At 68.4% G+C, this 1,146-nt stretch carries 1 protein-coding gene; it reads right to left on the bottom strand.

Annotated elements, in window-relative coordinates:
* Window positions 1-54: 54 nt before the first annotated feature.
* Complete coding sequence (locus tag DMC18_RS24815) at window positions 55-975, bottom strand: sterol desaturase family protein (protein WP_110118590.1); 921 nt, start codon at window positions 973-975, stop codon at window positions 55-57.
* Window positions 976-1,146 lie beyond the last annotated feature (171 nt).

The raw sequence follows: 1,146 nt of genomic DNA, 5'->3' as shown, positions 1-1,146 counted from the left end.
GAAACGCACGGCGCTCGACGATAAAACACCTGGGTCCCCGCTTTCGCGGGGATTTTACGGATGATTGTCGGCAGCCGCCGCCTTCTCTTCTCGCGCCCGCCACCGGACCTTCAGCGTATGCGAGGTCTCGCGCGACCCGTCCGGGCTCCAGCCCGGCGGGCCGAACAGATAGCCCGCCACCTCGCGCGGCGACCGCGACCCCGCCAGGTCCTTCCCGATCCCGATCCACTCGTGGAAGACGTTGGTGAAGAGGTTGAAGTTCGTCAGGTTCCGCACGATCCCATACCGGCATGGCTCGGCGTCGTCCTCGGGGATGAAGGTGCCGAACATCCGGTCCCAGATGATCAGGATCCCGGCGTAGTTGGCGTCGAGATAGCGGGCGTTGCGGGCGTGGTGCACCCGATGGTGCGAGGGCGTGTTGAACACCGCCTCGAACCAGGCCGGCATGCGGCGCACGGCCTCGGTGTGGATCCAGAACTGGTAGACGAGGCTGATCCCCTTCTGGATCGCCACCATGGCCGGCGGGAAACCCAGGAACGACAGGGGCAGCCAAAGCAGCCAGGTGCCGGCCACGCCGCCGGTCCAGGTCTGCCGCAGGGCGGTCGTCAGGTTGTAGTGCGTCGAGCTGTGGTGGTTGACGTGGCTGGCCCACCAGAACCGCCGCTCGTGGCTCAGGCGATGGAACCAGTAGTAGGTCAGGTCCTCGGCGAAGAAGAGCACGACCCAGGCCCAGATGGCGTTCATCGGGATCGTGAAGATCCGATGCTCGTAGACCCACAGGCTGGCGGCGAAGACCGCGCCGCCGGTCAGCAGGCCGACGATGCTGTTGCCCAGGCCCATCATCAGCGAGGTGGCCGCGTCGCGCGGCTCGTAATTGGCCTTGGCCCTGCCGAAGCGGGCCAGCAGCACCTCCAGCACGATGGCGACCACGAAGAACGGGATGGCCAGTTGGACGGGATCGAAGGCCGGCTTCACGCGGCCGTCTCCACCGGCGGCCAGGGCCGGTCGCCCAAGACGAGGCGCGGCGCGCCATCGACGCCGGGCAGCCTGATCCGGCCGTCCTTGGCCCCGCTGGCGACGACCCCGGCCCAGGGCGCGCTGCGGGCGACATAGCCGTCGCCGCGACGCCACAGCACCAGCGCCTCG

Source organism: Caulobacter sp. D5, assembly GCF_003185805.1.
Lineage (GTDB): Bacteria > Pseudomonadota > Alphaproteobacteria > Caulobacterales > Caulobacteraceae > Caulobacter.
The sequence above is the reverse complement of the archived record's forward strand: the minus strand, read 5'-3'. Positions and strand labels throughout refer to the sequence as shown.